Origin of the sequence: Streptomyces tuirus (assembly GCF_014701095.1) — a bacterium.
GTDB classification, from domain to species: Bacteria; Actinomycetota; Actinomycetes; order Streptomycetales; family Streptomycetaceae; genus Streptomyces; species Streptomyces tuirus.
On the sequence record NZ_AP023439.1, the window covers coordinates 7,097,975 to 7,115,698 of the forward strand.

Consider the following 17,724-nt stretch of genomic DNA (forward strand, 5'->3'; position numbering starts at 1 on the left):
GCGACATGGGGGACAGCAGGCTCATCCAGGGCCGGTACCGGCTGCTCGATCTGATCGGGCGCGGCGGCATGGGCGAGGTGTGGCGGGCCCGGGACGAGTCCCTGGGCCGGCACGTCGCCGTCAAGTGCCTCAAACCGCTGGGTCCGAACCACGACCACGCCTTCACGCGAGTGCTGCGGGAGCGGTTCCGCCGCGAGGCCCGGGTGGCCGCCGCGCTGCAGCACCGCGGCATCACCGTCGTGCACGACTTCGGCGAGTCCGACGGCGTCCTCTACCTCGTCATGGAACTGCTGGACGGCCGCAACCTCAGCCAGCTCCTGGAGGACAACAAGCAGCACCCGCTGCCGGTCGCGGACGTCGTGGAGATCGCCGAGCAGGTCGCCGCGGCCCTCGCCTACTGCCATGAACAGGGCATCGTCCACCGGGACCTCAAACCCGCGAACATCGTGCGGCTGGGCGACGGCACGGTGAAGATCTGCGACTTCGGCATAGCGCGACTCGGGCACGACATCGGCTTCACCTCCCGGCTGACCGGCACGGGCATCGCCATGGGCACCCCCCACTACATGTCCCCGGAGCAGATCAGCGGCACCGAGGTCGACCAGCGCAGCGACCTCTACTCGTTCGGGTGCGTGCTGTACGAGATCGCCACCGGCGTACCGCCGTTCGACCTCGGCGACGCCTGGGCGATCCTCGTCGGCCACCGCGACACCCCGCCCCGCCCGCCGCGCGAGCACCGCGCCGAACTGCCCGAGTACCTGGAGCGGGTCGTCCTCGACCTGCTCGCCAAGGAACCCGCGCAACGGCCCGACGACGCCCGCGAGCTGGCCCGCCGGATCAGCGCCCACCGGGGCGCGCCGGCGTACGTCACCGCCGTCGCCGCGGCCCGCCCGGCCCCCGGCGGGCGGGCCGGCCCGCCCCGGCTGCCGTCCTGGACCCGCGGCATGACCACCGGCCGCAAGGCGACCGGCACCGCACTGCGCACCACCCCACCGGACCCGGCGGCCGGGCTGTCCGGCGAGTGGATCGCCCGCCCCGCCACCGGTCCGGTCGTCGCCGAACCCGTCCCCGCCGAGCGGCCCGCCCCGCCCACGGAGGTCCTGACCGCCCTGGCCGGCCGGCACAACGCGGGCCTGAGCCTCGGCCGGCTCGGCCGCTGGACGGAGGCGGGCGAGGTGCACCGGGGGGTCGCCGCCGAACGCGAACACCTCCTCGGCCCCGACCACCCCGACACCCTCTCCAGCCGCTACGAGGTGGCGTTCACCCTCAGCCGCACCGGCCGCGCCGCGGACGCCCTGCGCGAGTACAAGCACGTCACCGAGGCCAGGATCCGCACCCTCGGCGCCGATCACCCCGACACCCTGGCCGCCCGCCAGGAGATGGCCTATGTGCTCGGCCAGCTGGGCCGCGCCTTCGACGCCCACCGCGTCTACACGTCGGTGCTCACCGCCCGCGAGCAGCTCATGGGCCCCGACCACCCCGACACCCTGCGCTGCCGCCACAACCTCGCCTTCAACCTGAGCCGCCTCGGCCGCCTGGAGGACTCGTACCGCATGGCGCGCGAGGTGGCCCGGGCCCGCTCCCGTGTGCTCGGCCCGGACCACCCCGACACCCTCGTCACCCGCTACGAAGTCGCCTACGCCCTGGGGCAGTTGGGCCGGTGGGCCGAAGCCCTGCAGACCTACCAGGAGGTCGCCGGGGCCCGCGCTCGCGCCCTCGGCCCCGACCACCCCGACACGCTCGCCGCCCGGCACGAGATCGGCATCAGCCTGGGCCGCCTCGGCCGCAGCGCGGAGGCCCTGGACCTCTACCGCGTCCTGGCCGGCGACCGCAGCCGCAGCCAGGGCCCCATGCACCCCGAGACCCTGCGCGCCCGCCACGGCCGCTGCGTCAACCTCGGGCGGCTCGGCCGCTGGGAGGAGGCCCTCGCGGAATCCCGTGAAGTGGCCGCCCAGCGCGAACAGGTCCTCGGCCCCGAGCACCCGGACACCCTCGTCAGCTGCCGCGAGGTCGCCGTCGGCCTCGGCTGGCTGGGCCACTGGGCCGACGCGCTGACCGAGTACCGGCGCGTGGCCGCCGCCCGCGAACGCGTTCTCGGCGCCGACCATCCCGACACCCTCGCCAGCCGCAACGACGAGGCCCACTGCCTGGAGCAGCTCGGCCGCGGCGCCGAGGCCGTGGCCCTGTACCGAAGAGTCGCGGCCCTGCGGGAGCAGCGGGCCGCGGCGGGGCACTGACCTCCGACGGAGCAGGCAGGCACCCTCTGGCCGATCCGGATCACCCCGTGTTACCAAGAACCATGACCGCACCCGAGGCACCCCGCGCACACCGGACCTACGACGCCGTCATCGTGGGCGGCGGCCACAACGGCCTGGTGGCCGCCGCCTATCTGGCCCGGGCCGGCCGCTCCGTGCTCGTCCTGGAGCGGCTGGACCACACGGGCGGCGCGGCGGTGTCCACCCGGCCCTTCGCCGGTGTCGACGCCCGGCTGTCCCGCTACTCGTACCTGGTCAGCCTGCTGCCCAGGAAGATCGTCCGGGACCTCGACCTGGACTTCCGGGTGCGCACCCGTACCGTCTCCTCCTACACCCCCGCCGAACGCGGCGGCAGGCCCACCGGACTCCTCGTCGGCGGCGGCGAACGGCGCACCCGGGAGGCGTTCGCCCGGCTCACCGGCTCCGACCGCGAGTTCCGGGCCTGGCAGGAGTTCTACGGCATGACCGGCCGCGCCGCCGAGCGGATCTTCCCGACCCTCACCGAACCGCTGCCCACCCGCGAGGCGCTGCGCCGCCGCCTCGACGACGAGGAAGCCTGGCGGGTGCTGTTCGAGGAACCGATCGGCGTCGCCGTCGAGGAGCGCTTCGCGGACGACCTGGTGCGCGGCGTCGTCCTCACCGACGCACTCATCGGCACCTTCGCCGACGCGCACGACTCCGCCCTGAGACAGAACCGCTGCTTCCTCTACCACGTGATCGGCGGCGGCACCGGCGACTGGGACGTGCCCGTCGGCGGCATGGGAGCCCTCACCGACGCCCTCGCCGACGCCGCCCGCGCGGCGGGCGCCGTCCTCGCGACCGGACACGAGGCGCTGCGCATCGCCACGGACGGCCGGACCGCCGAGGTCACCTACCGCACGGCCGACGGCGAAGGCATCGTCGCCGCCCGGCACGTCCTGGTGAACGCCTCCCCGCAGGCCCTGGCCGAGCTGACCGGCGACCCGGCCCCGCCTCCGGCCGAGGGCGCCCAGCTCAAGGTCAACATGCTGCTGAAGCGGCTGCCGCGGCTGCGCGACGACTCCGTCGACCCGCGCGAGGCCTTCGCCGGCACCTTCCACATCGCCGAGGGCTACGAGCAGCTGGCCACCGCCCACGCCCAGGCCGCCGCCGGTCACCTGCCGGCCGCGCCGCCGTCCGAGATCTACTGCCACTCGCTCACCGATCCGACCATCCTCGGACCCGACCTGGCCGAGCGGGGCTACCAGACGCTCACCCTCTTCGGCCTGCACACCCCGGCCCGGCTGTTCGAGCGGGACAACGACGGCGTGCGCGAGGACCTGCTGAAGGCGACCCTCGCCCAGCTCGACGCCCACCTGGCCGAGCCCCTCGCCGACTGCCTGGCCACCGACGCCGACGGACGCCCCTGCATCGAGGCCAGGACCCCGCTCGACCTGGAGCGGGATCTCGGCCTGCCCGGCGGCAACATCTTCCACCGCGAGCTGAGCTGGCCCTACGCCCAGGACGGCACCGGCCGCTGGGGCGTGGAGACCGGGCACGCCAACGTGCTGCTGTGCGGGGCGGGCGCGGTACGCGGGGGCGGCGTGAGCGGGGTGCCGGGACACAACGCGGCGATGGCGGTGCTGGAAAGCGGAAACGACTGAATCGCACGCCGATCCAGGGGCACTCCGACAGGACGAAGGATCCGTACCCGCGGCCGCCCCGCGCGGACGGTCGCACCACCCCGGGAGGCCCTATGGCCGAGCTCAGCCCGACCGATCTCCAGAAGGCCCTCAAGGGCATGGACTACCCCACGGACAAGCAGCACCTGGTGGAGCGTGCCCGCAGCAACCACGCCGACGAGAAGATCGTCAGGACCCTCGACGGCCTGAAGGAGAGCCGATTCGACGGCCCCAACGAGGTGCAGAAGGCCGTCTTCAACCAGTGACCCGGAGCCCGTGACCCGGAGCCCGTGACCCGGAGCCCGTGACCCGGTCCTGAACCGGGTCCCGGTCCCGGGTCCGTCCGTCTCAGTCGGCCGACGGCGTCCAGCCCACCGCTTCGATCCGCGCCGCGTCCGCCGGGTGTGCCTCGTCGAACAGGACGCCGCCGGCCGCCGTCACGCGCGGCGCGTCCACGTAGCAGCCGCGGCCCACGTACAGCCGGTCCGTCGTGTACCGCCAGCGCAGCGTCAGAGCCCGGGCGGCGGGGAGGCCGGCGGTGAGCCGGTGCCAGACGCGGCCGGACCAGCCGGTGACCGAGCCCGAGGGGTGCTGCTCGGGCTCCTGGCCGCGGCGGGAGGTCGTGAAGGGCACCGGCTGCCAGGTCGTGCCGCCGTCGGTGGTGGCCTCCAGGACCAGTACGTCGGCGTTCGGCTCGGTGTCCCACCACAGCGCGCAGCTCAGCCGCGCACCCCCGGAGGTGGTGTCGAGCGCGGGGAGGGTGAGCGTCGCCGTCGTGGCGACCGCCATTCCGGAGAACCAGGCCGTGCGGCCCCGCGCGGGACGCACCGGCACGGCCCGTGCCAGGTGGTTCGCGGCGGCCACCCGCGGTGCCGAGCCGGAACGCCAACTGCGCATCGGGTGCACGGAGTTGCCGAGCACCACGAGGAACGAGTCGGTCGTCGGATCGAGCACCAGCGAGGTGCCCGTGAAGCCGGTGTGCCCGGCGGTGCGCGGCGTGGCCATCGCGCCCATGTACCAGTGCTGGTAGAGCTCGAAGCCGAGGCCGTGCTCGTCACCGGGGAAGGCGGTGTTGAAGTCGGTGAACAGCAGCTCCACCGACTCCGGTTTCAGGATCCGCTCCCGTCCGTAGACACCGCCGTTGAGCAGCGTACGGCCGAGGACCGCCAGGTCCCACGCGTCGGAGAAGACGCCCGCGTGACCCGCGACGCCGCCCAGGCTGAAGGCGTTCTCGTCGTGCACCTCGCCCCACACCAGGCCCCGGTCCAGGCCGGACCACGGGGCCCGCGCGTCCTCGGTGGCCGCGACCTTGGGCCGCCAGGACGCGGGCGGGTTGTAGCGGGTGCGGCGCAGGCCGAGCGGCGCGGTGATCTCGTCCGGGAGCAGGACGTCCAGGGCGCGGCCCGTGATCCGTTCCAGCACGAGCTGGAGCGTGATGAGGTTCAGGTCCGAGTACAGATACGCCGTGCCGGGCGCGCTGACGGGCTGCTCGTTCCAGATGAGCTGGAGCTTCTCCTCGTACGTCGGCGCGCTGTACAGCGGGATCCAGGCGCGGAAGCCCGAGGTGTGGGTGAGCAGTTGACGGATCGTGATGTCCTGCTTGCCCGCGCGGGAGAAGTCCGGCAGGTACGAGGCGACCCTCGCCTCCAGCTCCAGCGCGCCCCGCTCGATCTGCTGCACGGCGAGGATCGAGGTGAACAGCTTCGACACCGACGCCAGGTCGAACACGGTGTCCTCGGCCATCGGGATCTGCTCGCCGGGCGGGAACTCGACGCCGGTGTCGGTCTTCTCGTCGTAGGCCCGGTAGCGCACCGCCATGCCGATGGGCCGGTGCAGGGCGACCGTGCCGCCGCGTCCGGCGAGCAGGACGGCGCCGGCGTACCAGGGGTGCTTGGGGGAGGGGGCGAGGAACGCCTCCGCGTCGGTGACGAGCCGGCGCAGGTGGGAGGAGAGCAGTCCGGCGCGTGCGGCGGAACCGTGCCGCAGGGTGGGGTGGTGGTTGGCCGCCGGGGAGGCCTCGGCGGGCCCGGCGGGCAGCGGGGCGAGTGCGAGCGCACCGCCCAGGGCCAGTCCCGCTCTGCCCAGTTGACGCCGGGTCAGTTCGCCGCTCGCCGCTTCGTCGGTCACCGGGTACCCCTTCGCCTCTGCCTGCTCGTCTGTCCCATGAAGTATGTCCGCCGGCGGCCTCCGCCCATAGACCGCACGCGTCAACCGACCGAGCCGTGAATCTGACGGAGCATCAGAGAAACCCTTCCGTCCTCCGGGGGACTCCGGCATCCTGCGCCCATGCAGACGGAGCTGAGCCGGCAACTGGGAATCGAGCACGCCGTCTTCGGCTTCACGCCGTTCCCGGCCGTCGCCGCGGCCATCAGCCGGGCCGGCGGCTTCGGCGTGCTCGGCGCGGTCCGCTACACCGACCCCGACGAGCTCACCCGCGACCTGGACTGGATCGAGGCACACGTCGGCGGCCGGCCGTACGGCCTGGACGTCGTGATGCCGGCGAAGAAGGTCGAGGGCGTGACGGAAGCCGATGTCGAGGCGATGATCCCCGAAGGGCACCGGCAGTTCGTCCGGGACACCCTCGCCAAGCACGGCGTGCCCGAACTCGCCGAGGGCGAGGCGGCCGGCTGGCGCATCACCGGCTGGATGGAGCAGGTCGCCCGGAGCCAGCTGGACGTCGCCTTCGACTACCCGATCCGGCTCCTCGCCAACGCCCTCGGCTCCCCGCCCGCCGACGTCATCGCCCGCGCCCACGACCGGAACGTCCTCGTCGCCGCACTCGCGGGCAGCGCCCGGCACGCCCGCAAGCACCGGGACGCCGGGATCGACATCGTCGTGGCGCAGGGCTACGAGGCGGGCGGCCACACCGGCGAGATCGCCTCCATGGTGCTCACCCCCGAGGTCGTCGACGCCGTCGCCCCGATGCCCGTCCTGGCCGCCGGCGGCATCGGCAGCGGCCAGCAGGTGGCCGCAGCGCTCACCCTAGGCGCCCAAGGGGTGTGGCTCGGCTCCATGTGGCTGACCACCACGGAAGCGGACCTCCACTCACCCGCCCTGACCCGCAAACTCCTCGCGGCCGGCTCCGGCGACACCGTCCGCTCCCGCGCCCTGACCGGCAAGCCGGCACGCCAGCTGCGCACCGAGTGGACCGATGCCTGGGACGACCCGGCCGGGCCCGGCACTCTGCCCATGCCCCTGCAAGGGCTGCTGGTCGCCGAGGCCGTCTCGCGCATCCAGAAGTACGAGGTCGGCCCGCTGCTCGGCACCCCGGTCGGGCAGATCGTCGGCCGGATGAACAGCGAACGCAGTGTCCAGGCCGTCTTCGACGACCTCACCCGCGGCTTCGAGCAGGCCGTGGACCGCGTCAACCGCATCGCCGGAAGGAGCGGACAGTCGTGAGCACACCCCCCGTGGGCTTCTGGGCCCAGGCCGCACAGCACCCCGCCAGGAAGGTGCTCGTCGCACCCGACGGCGAGGAGTGGACCGCCGGACGTCTGCACGCCGCCGCCAACCGGCTCGTGCACGGCCTGCGCGACGCCGGGCTGCGACGAGGCGACACCTTCGCCGTGGTCCTGCCCAACGGTGTCGAGTTCCTCACCGCCTATCTCGCGGCCAGCCAGGCCGGGTTCTACCTCGTCCCCGTCAACCACCACCTGGTCGGACCGGAGATCGCCTGGATCGTCTCCGACTCCGGCGCCAAGGTGCTCCTCGCCCACGAGCGCTTCGCCGGCGCGGCCCGCGCCGCCGCCGACGAGGCCGGTCTGCCGGGCACCCACCGGTATGCCGTGGGCACGGCCGAGGGATTCCGCCCGTACGCCGAACTCCTCGACGCACAGCCCGAGTCGGCGCCCGCTGACCGCACCCTCGGCTGGGTCATGAACTACACCTCGGGCACCACCGGCCGCCCCCGAGGCATCCGCCGCCCGCTGCCCGGCAAACCGCCGGAGGAGGCCTACCTCGGCGGCTTCCTCGGCATCTTCGGCATCCGGCCGTTCGACGACAACGTGCACCTGGTGTGCTCGCCGCTCTACCACACGGCCGTCCTGCAGTTCGCCGGCGCGTCCCTGCACATCGGCCACCGGCTGGTCCTGATGGACAAGTGGATGCCCCAGGAGATGCTCCGCCTCATCGACGCCCACGGCTGCACCCACACCCATATGGTCCCCACCCAGTTCCACCGCCTGCTGGCGCTGCCCGGCGAGGTGAAGGACCGCTACGACGTCTCCTCCATGCGGCACGCCATCCACGGGGCCGCCCCGTGCCCCGACCATGTGAAGCGGGCGATGCTCGACTGGTGGGGGCCCTGTGTGGAGGAGTACTACGCGGCCAGCGAGGGCGGCGGCGCCTTCGCCACCGCCGAGGACTGGCTGAAGAAGCCCGGCACCGTCGGCAAGGCCTGGCCCATCAGCGAGCTCGCGATCTACGACGACGACGGCAACCGGCTGCCGCCCGGTGAACTCGGCACCGTCTACATGAAGATGAACACCGGCGGCTTCGCGTACCACAAGGACGAGGCCAAGACCCGAAAGAACCGCATCGGAGACTTCTTCACCGTCGGCGACCTCGGACACCTCGACGAGGACGGCTACCTCTTCCTGCGCGACCGCAAGATCGACCTCATCATCTCCGGCGGGGTCAACATCTACCCGGCCGAGATCGAATCGGCCCTGCTCGCCCACCCGGCCGTCGCGGACGCCGCCGTCTTCGGCATCCCGCACGACGACTGGGGCGAGGAGGTCAAGGCGGTCGTGGAACCGGACCCCGGACACCGGCCCGGACCCGCCCTCGCGGCCGGCCTCCTCGACCACTGCGCCCACCGGCTCGCCGGGTACAAGCGGCCCAGATCCGTCGACTTCATCGCCGAGATGCCCCGCGACCCCAACGGCAAGCTGTACAAGCGGCGGCTGCGGGAGCCGTACTGGCAGGGCCGGACGCGACCGGTGTGAGGCGGCGGCTGATGTACGGCTCCCGCCGGGCCTGACCGGGGGTGCCGCCCTCACAGGGCGGCACCCCGCGCCCCGTGTCAGCGGCGCTCGTGCACCCGCAGGACCTTCAGCTCCGGCGAGGACAGGATGTCCTTCTCGCAGAAGCGCGACGCCACCCACTTCTCACCGGAGAACAGCCGCGTCTGATCGGCGAAGTGCGGCGACTCGGGGTTCGACGACTGGGCGTACGTCAGCAGCGTGCGCGCCACCGGGCAGCGGCTGCCGTCCCAGCCGACCGCCTGCAGATGGCTGGTTCCGAACGGCACCTCCGTGTAGCCGCCGGAGGCCGCGTCCCACGCCGGCTCGATCACGTTCCACACACCGAGCCGGCCCGCGCCGCCCGGCACCGGCAGGCGCTGCCCGTCGCGGACGACGAACTGGTGCGCGCCGAGCGGCGCGTCGAGCGCGATCCCCGCGCCCCGCAGCTCGGCGACCGTGTCGGCGAGGGCCGTGGGGAGACCGGGTGCGTCCGTGTTCAGGGTGTTCGGGGTACGGACCGGGTCCGCCGCCGAGAACGGCACCTTCCACAACCGGTCGGCCGGCACCGCCTGTTCGAGCCTGCGCCAGAACCGGTCGAAGAGCAGCGCTCCCCGGCTGCCGGTGTCCATGGTGCGGTCCCACGTCTTCAGCACGCCGCAGGCGGCGGACACATCGACGGCCTTGCCGTCGCTGCCCGTCGCCGTACCGCCGGGCAGCGCGGCGCACGCCCGTGCCACGTCGGCGGCGGCGAGATCACCCGCGGGCACCCGGTTGGCGAACTGCTGCCGTTGCAGGTCCCCTACGGTCAGGTTGCCGCGGTCCGCCATCGCCGCCACGTCCTCGATCGCGCCGCGGGTGCGCAGCCCGAGCTGTGTGCCCACCGTGCCGAAGATCCGCTCGTATCCGGTGAGCGGCCGGTCGGCGTTGGTCATCCACGCGGTGCCGTTGGAGTTCTCCACGTAGGGGGCGTCCTTCAGCGTCGGCATCCTTGCCGGCCCGAAGATCCCCGGCACGACGGCGCCGGGGTCGCTGCCGAGCGCGCAGTCGCCGCGCGAGCCGTCGAGGATCGCGATCCCGGACGCCGGGTAGGTCGTCCTGCCGAGTTCCGTCGAGCAGCGCCCGGCCAACTCGTCGGTGATGCGGGGGAGTACCTGGGACTGGGTGTAGAGGGAGTGCCCCGCGCGGTCGGCGGCGATCGTGTTCACCCAGGGGATGCCCTGGTGCCGGTCGAGGGAGGCGAGGACGTCGCCCGTGCCGCGTGCCTTGCTGAAGCCGAGCGAGGTGTCGGCGAAGCGCAGGTTCGCGGCGTTCGGGTCGTTGAGGGCGTACGCCGTCTTCCCGGTCCACAGCAGCGGGACCTGGGAGCTGAGGGAGGTGACGACGGGGCCGTAGCGGGTCCACCACTGGGTGCGGGTGACCGGTGCGCCGTCCTTCACGGCGACCGTCACCGTCCGCTTCTTCATGCGTTCCGGCCTGCCGTCGACGAGGTACGTCGTGGGATCGGCCGGATCGAGCGTCAGCCGGTGGAAGTTGGCCGGGATGCCGGTGGAGACGGTGTGGCTCCACGCCACATGTGCGTTGAACCCGATGGAGATCGCCGGCGTGCCGAGCAGTGAGCCGCCGGAGACGTTCAGCTCGCCCGGGATCGTCTGCTGCGACTGCCAGAAGCGGCGGCCGCCGTCCCACGGGTAGTGCGGGTTGCCCAGTAGCAGGCCACGGCCGCCCGCCGTCGTGTCACCGCGGAAGGCGACCGCGTTGGAGCCCATGCCGGGGTCGCCCCACAGCTCGTCCGCCGCCTTCGCCACCGCCTTCGCACCCGGCGTGCGGACGGACGGAGCGCCGGAGGCGGCCGTGCCCCCGGCCGGAGGCTGCGCGGCCGTGATCGTGTCCACGAACCGCCCCTCACCGGAGATCGAGGCGATGGCCAGACCACGGGCCGCCACGTCCAGCTCGGTGACCGGCCGGACCCAGGAGGCGCCCGCACAGGCCGGGTCCGTGACCTTCTTCTGCCTCAGCCACGCGTTGTAACCGGCGGCCCAGCCCCGCATCATGCTGCGGACCTCACGGCTCGGCCCCACGGGTGCCCGCTCGGCCAGCAGCTTCTCCAGGGTGCCGCTCTCACGGACCCCGCGGAAGTACAGGTCGCTGGCGAGGTTCGTCCTGGCCGCCGAGAGGTCGCCCCCGGCGGGCGCGTCGGCCCCGAAGTACCGGGACCGTTCGCCCCGCAGGGTCACGAAGCCGTCGGCGAGCGTGCACACCTCGTCGGCGGCCTGCGCCCAGCCCGTACCGAAGCCCAGGTCCGCGTAGTTCTTCGCGAGGATGTGCGGAATGCCGTACTCGGTGTAGCGGATGACGGCGGACAGGCCGTCGCGGGACGGGTGCTGCTCTGCTCGCTGTCCGGTCGTGGCGGCCGCCGCGGGTAACGCCGACGCGGCGGTGACCAGGGCCGTGGCCCCGAGAACAAGTCGTCTCAGACGACTGCGCATCGTGCCCTCCAACATCGTCGAGGGAAAGGAGTGTCGAGTGAACACACCTGAATCGAACGTTCGTGGGTTTCATGACAGCGGACGCCGTCGACGGCGGCAGGGTTGCCCGTGGCCGGTCCTCGCCCCCCGGCTCCGGTCCGGTCCTCCCCCTCGGCCCCCGCCCTGTCCCAGGTCCTTGACCTCTTCGGGCGGTGAACCGAGGATCATGTGTCATGACGACGCCCGGACACGGCAGCACGGTCGACGGAGTCCTGCGGCGCAGCGCCCGGCGCACACCGGCGCGCGTCGCGGTGGAGTACGGCGAACGGACCTGGACCTACGACGAACTCGACACCGCCGTCTCCCGCGCGGCGAGTGTCCTCCTCGACCAGGGACTGACCCGCGGGGACCGGGTCGGCGCCTACGGCCACAACTCCGACGCCTACCTGATCGCCTTCCTCGCCTGCGCCCGCGCGGGTCTGGTGCACGTACCCGTCAACCAGAACCTGACCGGCGACGACCTCGCCTACATCGTCGGCCAGTCCGGCAGCGCCCTGGTCCTCACCGACCCGGACCTGGCCGCCCGACTCCCGGACGACGTACGGACCTTGCCGCTGCGTGACGCGGACGACTCGCTGCTCGCACGGCTGCCGCAGGCACCCGCGTACGACGGCCCCGAGCCGCGCACCGAGGACCTGGTGCAACTGCTCTACACGTCCGGCACGACCGCCCTGCCCAAGGGCGCGATGATGACGCACCGGGCCCTGGTGCACGAGTACCTGAGCGCGATCACCGCCCTCGACCTCAGTGCGGGCGACCGCCCCGCGCACTCCCTGCCGCTGTACCACTCGGCGCAGATGCACGTCTTCCTGCTGCCCTACCTCGCCGTCGGCGCGACGAACGTCATCCTCGACGCACCCGACGGGGACCGGCTCTTCGACCTGATCGAGGCGGGCCGAGCGGACAGCCTGTTCGCGCCGCCCACCGTCTGGATCGCCCTGGCCAACCGCCCCGACTTCAGCACCCGCGACCTGAGCGGCCTGCGCAAGGCGTACTACGGCGCGTCGATCATGCCGGTCCCGGTACTCGAACGGCTCCGGGAGCGCCTGCCCGGCCTGGCCTTCTACAACTGCTTCGGCCAGAGCGAGATCGGCCCGCTGGCCACGGTTCTCGCGCCCGGCGAGCACAAGGGCCGCCTGGACTCCTGCGGCCGGCCCGTCCTGTTCGTCGACGCCCGTGTGGTGGACGAGGACGGCAAGGACGTTCCCGACGGCACGCCCGGCGAGATCGTCTACCGCTCCCCCCAACTGTGCGAGGGCTACTGGGACAAGCCCGAGGAGACCGCCGAGGCCTTCCGCGACGGCTGGTTCCGCTCCGGCGACCTCGCGGTACGCGACGCGCACGGCTACTTCACGATCGTCGACCGGGTCAAGGACGTCATCAACTCCGGCGGTGTCGTCATCGCCTCACGCCAGGTCGAGGACGCCCTGTACACCCACCCCGGCGTCGCCGAGGCCGCGGTGGTGGGCCTGCCGGACGAGCGCTGGATCGAGGCGGTGACAGCCGTGGTCGTGCCGCGTGGCGAGGTCTCGGAGACGGAACTGATCGACCACGTCCGCGAACGGCTCGCCCCCTTCAAGGCCCCGAAACGCGTGGTGTTCGTGGACGAACTCCCGCGCAACGCCAGCGGGAAGATCCTCAAGCGCGAACTGAGGAACGACCTCGGGAACGGCTAGCGCACGGGCCGGAGAACCGCCGCGCGCCGTGCCGGCGAACGGCATCACACAGGCGTACCGCGTCTGGGGGCCGCGGGACGCGGAGCCCCTCGTCCCGGACTTCCTCAGCCTTGCGGCCCGTACGCCGTCATGAAGCGGTCGCGGAACTTGTCCATGCCCCATCGGGGCGCGTTCGCGGCCGGCTTGAGGCCGTCCGTCCAGCCCCAGTCGGCGACCCGGTCCAGGACCTTCTTGTCGTGGGCGACGATCGTCACCGGCACGTCCTTGCCGGTGTCCCCGGCGGTGACGGTCGGCACCGGCTGGTGGTCGCCGAGGAAGACCAGCACCGTGTCGTCGTCGCCGTAGCGCTCGACCCATTCGGTGAGGCTGCGGATCGAGTACTCGATGGCCTTGCGGTACTCGGCGCGCACCTTCTCCGGGTCCTTCCAGACCTCCGTGGGGTCGGTGCCCTCCTTCTTGATCCGGTGGAACACCGAGCCGTCGCCGAGGTCGTTCCAGTCGATCATGTGGGCGATGGGGGACCAGGGGTTGTGGCTGGAGGCCAGGATGATCTCCGCCATGATCGGCTCGCGGTTCTTCTTGCCGTGCTCCAGCCGCTGGAACGCCTCCATGCTGAACTGGTCGGGCACGGGCGTCCAGCTGAAGTACGGGCCGTGGTAGCCGAGGTGCTCGGAGTCGTAGATGTGGTCCAGGCCGAAGTACTTCCCCTCCGGCCAGGCCCGCCGCACCCCCGGCACGACACCGACGGTCCGCCAGGCCCCGGTCTTGCCGAAGTAGTTCGTCAGCGTCATGCGGTCGCTCGTGGTCAGACTGCGGTACCGCTGCTGGTTCTTGATCCACAGCCCGGACAGGAACGTCGAGTGGGCCAGCCAGCTGCCCGCGCCCGTCACCGGCGACTGCAGCCAGCCGCTGCGCGACTCGAATCCGGCCGCCTTCAGCCTGCCGGTGCCCTCCTTGAGCACGGCGTCGGTCTGCTGCGCCATCGCCGGGTCGTCGATCGCCACCCTGCCGTAGCTCTCGATGAAGGTGAACAGGACGTCCTTGCCCCGCAGTCCCGTGAGCAGCTGGTCCGGCGGTGTCTTCGCGAAGGCGTCCTTCGAGGCCTGCTTCTCGAAGACCCGGGCGTCCGCGAGCCCCGCGCGCACCTGCTCCACCCGGTTGCCCAGGAACTCGGCGTTGCCCTTGGTGGCGACCGGCACGGTACCGATCTCGACGCCGAGGGTCATGCAGGTGATCCACGCCGTGCCGAGGATCAGGACCGTGCGGCCGGCGACGGGCCGGTGCCGGACCATCAGGTTCGTCAGGCGCACCACCGCGAGCGTGGTGAGGACGAGCAGCGCGACGAACAGGACGATCACGCCGGTCACGGCCAGCACCTGGCCGGTGCGGCCGAACGTCTCCTTCAGGAAGTCCGTGCCGTTCTCGATCAGGATCCAGTCCAGGACCAGGTCGAAGGGCCGGGCCAGGATCTGGTAGAAGCCCATGTCGACGAACTTCAGCACCGTGACCAGGCCCAGGAACACGCCCGTGACGACCGCCGTGACGCGCCGGGGCTTGGGCGGCAGCGCGAGCAGCAGCCCGGCGAGCAGCACGCCCTCGGCAGGGATGCGCACGAACGACATGAACTCGATGCGCTCGATCCGGTTCGGCACGAGCAGCGCGAACAGCACCAGGGCACCGGCCAGCACGGTCGTACCGACGGAGACGCCGCGTGCCGCACGGGGGTAGCGGCGCCGCCAGCCGAACCAGCCGGGCTTCGCCGCCGGGGGCTGCTGTGCCGGGGCGGCGTTCTCCGAGGCGTCGTCGGTGGCGGTGCTGTCCACCGGATCCGCCGTGCCGGTGTCCCCATCGGGTTTCGCCCCGTCCTCGGCCGTGTCGTCCGAGAGCTGACGGGAGCGAGTGAAGAGCGACACCCGGTGGTCCTTCCGTGCGGTCCTGCTGGCATGGCGAACGGAGCTCGGGTGAGCGAGCCCGCCACCACCAGTACGTCCGCAGGTCACCTTAGGTTCAATGGCCGGGCCGGAGAATCACCCGTCCGCCGTCACCGCCACCTCCCGCGCCCACCGGTAGTCCGCCTTGCCGCTCGGCGACCGCTGGATCGACTCGGTGATCACCAGCTGGCGCGGGATCTTGTAGCCGGCGAGCCGGTCACGGCAGTGGGTCCGGATGTCCTGCAGCGAGGGCGGCGCCGCGCCCGCGCGCAGTTGCACCACGGCCGCCACATGGTGGCCCCACCGGGCGTCCGGCACCCCGGCCACCAGCGCGTCGTAGACGTCCGGGTGGGATTTGAGGGCCTGCTCCACCTCCTCCGGGTACACCTTCTCGCCGCCGGTGTTGATGCACTGCGAGCCACGGCCGAGGACGGTGACCACGCCCTCCTCGTCGACGGTCGCCATGTCGCCGAGCAGCACCCAGCGCTCGCCGTCCTTCTCGAAGAAGGTCGCGGCGGTCTTGGCCGGGTCGTTGTAGTAGCCGAGCGGCACGTGTCCGCACTGCGCGACACGGCCCACCTCGCCGGCCGCCACCGGCTCACGGGTGGCCGGGTCGACCACCTGGGTGCGGGCGTTGACCCGCACCCGGAAGCCCCGCTCCGGGCCGGAGTCCTCGGTCGCCGTCCCGTTGAAGCCCGACTCCGAGGATCCGAAGTTGTTCAGCAGCACGGCGTCCGGCACCAGCTCCTGGAACTGCCCGCGCACCGTGTCCGACATGATCGCGCCGGACGAGGACACGCTGAACAGCGACGAGCGGTCGATGTGCCGCAGCGGTCCGCTCAGCGCGTCGATCAGCGGCCGCAGCATCGCGTCGCCCACCAGCGAGATGCTGCTGACCCGCTCCTTCTCCACGGTCCGCAGTACCTGCTCGGGCACGAACTTGCGGTGGATCACCACCCGCTGCCCGAAGTTGAAGCCGATGAACGCGGTGAGGGTGGAGGTGCCGTGCATCAGCGGAGCCGTCGGGAAGAACGTGATCCCCGCACCGCCGGCCGCGACCCGCTCCGCCAGCTCCTCCGGCTTCTTCACCGGCTCACCGGTCGGGGCACCGCCGCCCAGGCCCGCGAAGAACAGGTCCTCCTGCCGCCACATCACACCCTTGGGCAGACCGGTCGTGCCGCCGGTGTAGATGATGAACCGGTCGTCGCCCGAACGGGCCGGGAAACCCCGCCCGGGCGCCCCCAGGGCCTCCACCTGCGCGAACTCCACACAGGCGAGCTCCGCCGCCCCCGCCGCCGGATCCCCCACCCGGATCAGATGCCGCAGCTTCTCCGCCCGGGGCCGCGCTGCCGCCACCCGGTCGGTGAACTCCGCGTCGAAGACCAGCGCCGCCAGGTCCGCGTCCCGGTAGAGGTACACCAACTCCTCTTCGACATAGCGGTAGTTGACATTGACGGGGACGATCCGCGCCTTGAGGCAGCCCAGCACCGTCTGCAGGTACTCCACGCCGTTGTAGAGGTGCAGCCCGAGGTGCTCACCGGGGCGTATCCCGCTGTCGAGCAGATGGTGGCCGACGCGGTCGGCCGCCGCGTCCAGCTCCGCGTACGTCAGGCGGCGCTCCGCGCCCGTGCCGGGATGGTCGGCGTACACCAGCGCCTCACGGCCGGGAACGACGTCGACGACCGACTCGAACAGGTCGGCAAGGTTGTACTCCACCGCTCCTCCTGACCCCGGGCGTGCCTGGTATCGGACGGTTCGCCGGTCATCAGAGCAAAGGGCGGTCCAACTGTGAAGGGCGCGCGCGAAAGAATCTGACTGCCTGTCAGAAAACCCTTGAAGTGCCACCCGCCCTACTGCAACCTGTTCTCGTTCCATGAGAGGGGAGTTCGCCATGGGTGGGACGGAACACCTCACCGTGCAGCGCGAAGGCGCCACACTGGTGCTCACGCTCAACCGGCCGGAAGCCAGGAACGCGCTCTCACTGCCGATGCTCGTCGGCCTCTACGACGGATGGCTGGAGGCCGACGCGGACGACTCCGTCCGCTCGGTGGTCTTCACCGGCGCGGGCGGCTCGTTCTGCTCCGGCATGGACCTCAAGGCCCTCGCCGGCAACGGCATGGCCGGCGAGGAGTACCGCGACCGGCTCAAGGCCGACCCCGACCTGCACTGGAAGGCGATGCTGCGCCACCACCGCCCGCGCAAGCCGGTGATCGCCGCCGTCGAGGGGTACTGCGTCGCGGGCGGCACCGAGATGCTCCAGGGCACCGACATCCGGGTCGCCGCCGAGTCCGCGACCTTCGGCCTGTTCGAGGTGAGGCGCGGCCTGTTCCCCATCGGCGGCTCCACCGTCCGCCTGCCACGCCAGATCCCGCGCACCCACGCCCTGGAGATGCTCCTCACCGGCCGCCCCTACACCGCCCGTGAGGCCGCCGCGATCGGCCTGGTCGGCCACGTCGTCCCCGACGGCACCGCACGGGACAAGGCGCTGGAGATCGCCGAACGGATCAACGCCTGCGGCCCACTGGCCGTGGAGGCCGTCAAGGCCTCGGTCTACGAGACCGCCGAGATGACCGAGTCCGACGGCCTGGCCGCCGAACTCACCCGTGGCCGGCCCGTCTTCGACACCGCCGACGCCAAGGAAGGCGCCCGGGCCTTCGCCGAGAAGCGACCGCCCCTCTACAGGCGCGCATAGCGCTGTGCCGGTGGTGGCCGGTTGTCGAGCTGCGGGTCGTC

General features: G+C 72.2%; 11 protein-coding genes. 7 read left to right on the forward strand and 4 right to left on the reverse strand.

The genetic code is table 11. From position 1 onward, the window contains the following. The first annotated feature begins 5 nt into the window (after nucleotides 1-5). The 3 genes from IGS69_RS32250 (at nucleotide 6) to IGS69_RS32260 (ending at nucleotide 4,161) form a co-directional block, all read left to right on the forward strand. A complete protein-coding gene (locus IGS69_RS32250; RefSeq protein WP_190903977.1) occupies nucleotides 6-2,237 on the forward strand; it encodes a serine/threonine-protein kinase in 2,232 nt (743 codons plus the stop codon). Between the two features lie 62 nt (nucleotides 2,238-2,299). Next, nucleotides 2,300-3,877, forward strand: a complete 1,578-nt coding sequence (locus IGS69_RS32255) for a phytoene desaturase family protein (protein ID WP_190903978.1) — start codon at nucleotides 2,300-2,302, stop codon at nucleotides 3,875-3,877. A gap of 92 nt (nucleotides 3,878-3,969) precedes the next feature. Continuing rightward, nucleotides 3,970-4,161, forward strand: coding sequence for a DUF2795 domain-containing protein (locus tag IGS69_RS32260; RefSeq protein WP_190903979.1), 192 nt, complete (start codon nucleotides 3,970-3,972; stop codon nucleotides 4,159-4,161). Between the two features lie 82 nt (nucleotides 4,162-4,243). Here IGS69_RS32260 and IGS69_RS32265 read toward each other — a convergent pair whose 3' ends face one another. After that, the gene (locus IGS69_RS32265; protein WP_232543701.1) at nucleotides 4,244-6,022 is read right to left on the reverse strand and encodes a serine hydrolase domain-containing protein; all 1,779 of its coding nucleotides are present in this window, start codon (nucleotides 6,020-6,022) and stop codon (nucleotides 4,244-4,246) included. Nucleotides 6,023-6,181: 159 nt separating this feature from the next. Here IGS69_RS32265 and IGS69_RS32270 point away from each other — a divergent pair, with 159 nt between their 5' ends. After that, nucleotides 6,182-7,294, forward strand: coding sequence for an NAD(P)H-dependent flavin oxidoreductase (locus tag IGS69_RS32270; protein ID WP_190903981.1), 1,113 nt, complete (start codon nucleotides 6,182-6,184; stop codon nucleotides 7,292-7,294). Further along, nucleotides 7,291-8,841, forward strand: coding sequence for an acyl-CoA synthetase (locus IGS69_RS32275; protein WP_190903982.1), 1,551 nt, complete (start codon nucleotides 7,291-7,293; stop codon nucleotides 8,839-8,841). Before IGS69_RS32270 ends, IGS69_RS32275 begins: the two co-directional genes overlap by 4 nt. A gap of 77 nt (nucleotides 8,842-8,918) precedes the next feature. Here IGS69_RS32275 and IGS69_RS32280 read toward each other — a convergent pair whose 3' ends face one another. Then, nucleotides 8,919-11,345 (reverse strand): penicillin acylase family protein, encoded by a 2,427-nt coding sequence (locus IGS69_RS32280; RefSeq protein WP_190903983.1) that lies wholly within the window; start codon nucleotides 11,343-11,345, stop codon nucleotides 8,919-8,921. A 212-nt stretch (nucleotides 11,346-11,557) separates the two neighbouring features. Here IGS69_RS32280 and IGS69_RS32285 point away from each other — a divergent pair, with 212 nt between their 5' ends. After that, nucleotides 11,558-13,060 (forward strand): acyl-CoA synthetase, encoded by a 1,503-nt coding sequence (locus tag IGS69_RS32285; RefSeq protein WP_190903984.1) that lies wholly within the window; start codon nucleotides 11,558-11,560, stop codon nucleotides 13,058-13,060. Between the two features lie 104 nt (nucleotides 13,061-13,164). On the opposite strand, the gene IGS69_RS32290 is transcribed toward IGS69_RS32285, so the two are convergent. Together IGS69_RS32290 and IGS69_RS32295 are read right to left on the reverse strand one after the other, a co-directional pair. Next, complete coding sequence (locus IGS69_RS32290) at nucleotides 13,165-14,973, reverse strand: alkaline phosphatase family protein (RefSeq protein ID WP_190903985.1); 1,809 nt, start codon at nucleotides 14,971-14,973, stop codon at nucleotides 13,165-13,167. A gap of 114 nt (nucleotides 14,974-15,087) precedes the next feature. Continuing rightward, nucleotides 15,088-16,707, reverse strand: a complete 1,620-nt coding sequence (locus IGS69_RS32295; RefSeq protein ID WP_190903986.1) for an acyl-CoA synthetase — start codon at nucleotides 16,705-16,707, stop codon at nucleotides 15,088-15,090. A gap of 175 nt (nucleotides 16,708-16,882) precedes the next feature. On the opposite strand from IGS69_RS32295, the gene IGS69_RS32300 reads away from it, so the two are divergent. Then, on the forward strand, nucleotides 16,883-17,683 hold the full coding sequence (locus tag IGS69_RS32300) for a crotonase/enoyl-CoA hydratase family protein (protein WP_190903987.1): 801 nt from the start codon (nucleotides 16,883-16,885) through the stop codon (nucleotides 17,681-17,683). Nucleotides 17,684-17,724 lie beyond the last annotated feature (41 nt).